Source organism: Vibrio sp. OPT18 (genome assembly GCF_015163615.1).
Taxonomy (GTDB): Bacteria; Pseudomonadota; Gammaproteobacteria; order Enterobacterales; family Vibrionaceae; genus Vibrio; species Vibrio coralliirubri.
Genome location: NZ_JADDYK010000001.1, coordinates 1 through 3,516, shown reverse-complemented (window position 1 = coordinate 3,516; position 3,516 = coordinate 1). Strand labels below are relative to the sequence as shown.

General features: G+C 41.2%; 2 protein-coding genes. One reads left to right on the top strand and one right to left on the bottom strand.

Annotation, left to right across the window (positions count from 1 at the left end):
- Positions 1–348 precede the first annotated feature (348 nt).
- The gene (locus tag IQQ51_RS00010; RefSeq protein WP_193839999.1) at positions 349–624 is read left to right on the top strand and encodes a hypothetical protein; all 276 of its coding nucleotides are present in this window, start codon (positions 349–351) and stop codon (positions 622–624) included.
- A 1,659-nt stretch (positions 625–2,283) separates the two neighbouring features.
- On the opposite strand, the gene sodC is transcribed toward IQQ51_RS00010, so the two are convergent.
- On the bottom strand, positions 2,284–2,808 hold the full coding sequence (sodC, locus tag IQQ51_RS00005; RefSeq protein WP_193839998.1) for a superoxide dismutase family protein: 525 nt from the start codon (positions 2,806–2,808) through the stop codon (positions 2,284–2,286).
- Positions 2,809–3,516 lie beyond the last annotated feature (708 nt).

Sequence of the window (3,516 nt, the reverse complement as noted above, 5' to 3'; positions counted from 1 at the left end):
TAATCAACATTGATTTGGGATTTTTTCAAACTTTTAAAATCCGATTTTCCCTTTACAGACAACCACTTAGGCAAAACAAAAGTTTTGCGTGGTGTGTGGTAATTTTTAGCTCTGTTCAAAACTTGTTCGATGTAGAAAAAGTCCGATCTAAGACGCAATAAGGAAAAGCTACGGATTACACAGAAAAGGGTTCAAAGGGCATCCCTTTGGCACGCGATGAGACAAAGTGAGGAACGAACTTGTATACATCGACAGCGTGCCTTAAAACCAAGGGGAAAACAAAAATAATCAAAGCTAAATCATTGTGTTACATTTAGGTTTACATTTGCAAACAAGGAAAACAGCAGAGTGTCGAAAAAAAAACACCTGATTAGCGTTCGAGTAGACGACCAGCAGAAAGAAGAGCTAGAACTCTTGGGTAAATTCACAGTCATGACGACCCCTGATTTTCTTCGATGCATCCTGTCACTAGGGATAGAGCAATTTAAAAAGAACCAAAACGAATTGGTAGCAAAATACGAGCAACAAACGATAGACAGCCGACTAAAAGAACTAGAGATAAAAATAGCAAAGCTAGAAAACACAGTCCCCAACAAGATAAGGAATTGGCTAGAAAGCAAATGACGGACTAACGTGTGCGCGAGAAAATGTGAGCAACCCAAAGGTAATCGAAGCAAAGGCAATAAAAGCGGCGCATTTAAGCCCCTGTCACTGTCTACCCGACAGTGACAGGGGCAATTCAAAAAGTGCTCATGTGGAAAAGTTGGGACAGCAAGCTGCCCCGAACTTTACACACAATCGCTAAGTAAGATTGAGAACGCGGTTAGTTTGCGCTCCGCGCCTAATAAGATTCTTTTTTTGTATTTTTTCTAAAAGAGCTAAAGGGGATTCGGCTGCTGAATGGAAGAGGTAGGAGGGGGATTCAGGGTACACTCACCCTAAGAAGCTCTAAAAAAAGCCTCTTAGTGGTGACTGATGAAACTGCCGACCGGAGCCGAGTATAGTTAATTTTTCATCAGGTAAACCTTGATAACACCGGTTCACTGCGAGAGTTACGCTCTGTTATGAGCCTTGTCGCCCGTCTCTCGCGCCCATCCTGTTAGTGCCTTGCAAGGAAGTAAACTCTCCAATGTGCAAGCCTCTTTGCTACCGCTATTGTTCGTAGACTTAGGATGAACCACTCATTTGGGTGATGCTTTCGACAATTCCGCTAGTCCCCATCAGACTAGAGCAAATAACAACGTACTAGGTTGAAAGTCTCTAATTTGTGGAGGAAACCCTTGGGTTTCTACATCTCTATGCTGTCCCGTAACCCTAGTGACTCTAACCCAACCACCGATTACTTGGGGATAATTACTTGAAGTGCAGACTTGATATGATCTATCATGAAAGGACTTCTACGCTTCGGCACGTTAGTAAGTATCTCGACGAAAACCAGCTTCCTACGGCTGGTTTTGTCACATATGGGGAAAGAGATTAATCCTAAAAGCATTTGATCTCAATGCTGATCTTTCAGATCTGGCAACTCTCCAAACAAAAAAGCCTCCCGATTGGGAGGCTTTTTTGTTTCTATCAAGCGAAAAAAATATATTTCAAAACTTCAAAGCACCATCAACAACACCCTACATGCTCAATCATCGATTTTGGTTGTTTTTCCGTTGTATAGGGTTCGTCTGCATAAAGGTACGTAATGCGACATAGGATTAATCTCTAACGCGCGTGATTGTTTGTCGGAGGTTGATCGTCATCAGTGACGTACGAAATGGACGTACATAACTATAGCGGTGTCCTATATGCTATTTAGATAGTTTGCGGACAGCGTTTTAAGCCCTGTTCTAAATCGTGCGTTTTCGGACATCTGAACGTTCGATTTCTCAGAAAATAACACTAGGCATTCCGCTCCCGAAAATGGACACATAAATCACGTAGCAAAACAGGGGGTGCTAAAATAAGAAAAGGCTGTAGAACCAATGCGTTATCGTTAACTAAGTGTCGCGTTTCGTACCTTTATGCAGACGAACCCTGTATAGTCGTGGCTTGCAAAATTTTGATCAAAGGGAACAGATTTCCATAGGCACACAGTTGGCGAGTTCTCCAGAAATAACACTGCGGTTTCGGGAAATATATTTCCCTCCCCCTTGCGTCATTGTGTGCCTCACTGCTGACGCATCGAGAAAGAACTCTACCGCTTCGCTTGTAGATTTTCGTTGCTTACGCACCAATAACGAAGAAAGGCTCCCCATTGGGAACCTCCTTGTAGTTCACCTCAACATTTGGAGGTGGTTACCTAATAACACCACACACCATTCTTGCTCCACCGCCACCAAGTGGAGCAGGGTGATCAGAATGATTATCTCCACCAACATGAATCATTAACGATCGAGATTTTAAATCTTCCACTTTAATTCTAGGAGCTAATACTGGTTGATTTGCTGAACCAGCATGATCGACATATAGCGGAGGCAAATCACCTAAATGATTATCTTTACTCCATGGGAAGCCATGCTTATTAGTCTTATGAGGGTCAAGATGACCACCAGCAGCCCCACCGAGGATCGTTTTTCCATCTTTTATCAATGGTTCACATGATGGATTAGTATGAACATGGAAACCATGCAGCCCTGGAACAACCCCTTCCAACATAGGTTGGAATACTGTGCCAAATTCAGTATCCGTCGCGATGATACGACCAACAACATGACCCTGACTTAAATCTTTCATTTCGATTATAACTTCATCAGCAAAAGAGCTAAAAGAAGTTAGAGAAGACGCGAACAAAAATGTCGCAACAACAGAATTTAATCTCATAAAAATTACCACTCTAGTAAAAACACGGTAAATTTACCTTCAAATAACTAATTTCCATATTGAAATTTTCCGCAGTTATTTATCGAAAAAAGCTATAACCCCCATCAAAAAAGGTGTTTATTATTCCTATTATGTTAAATACGAGATTTTGCAGCCAAAAACAGGCCGTTAAGCGCCCTAGGAACGCCTAGGGGCGATTTTGCACACAAAACCACACCAAGATACCTCAAAATCACTTTGAAAGTTTGTGACGCTTTTTAGGCGATTTACAGGGCATATTTTACACCACTTCGTTAACCCTCCTTTCAAGCTCAAACACTCAAAAGGAATAGTTTTCTTTTTTGAAGTTCGTTTGACCAGGTAAAACGAGTGCAACGAGCTTTGCCTAGTCAAATGAACCGACAACGAGCACAGAGAGGCGTCAGAAGTAAGATCTAAAAAAATCTAAAACTTCAGAAATCAGTCAATACACAAGCAATACACAGCACCTCAAACCGCGTATACACTTGTAGTAAAAGTGTATTACGAATCAAGTTTGATTCGTAATAACTAATTGATAAATCAATGGAATTACGATTCTCTACGTTCGTATTACACTGCCAATACGAAATAATCAACATTGATTTGGGATTTTTTCAAACTTTTAAAATCCGATTTTCCCTTTACAGACAACCACTTAGGCAAAACAAAAGTTTTGCGTGGTGTGTG

What these genes read in the sequence shown, in the direction of transcription:
- sodC (WP_193839998.1), bottom strand. Translation starts at nt 2,808, where the DNA reads ATGAGATTAAATTCTGTTGTTGCGACATTTTTGTTCGCGTCTTCTCTA.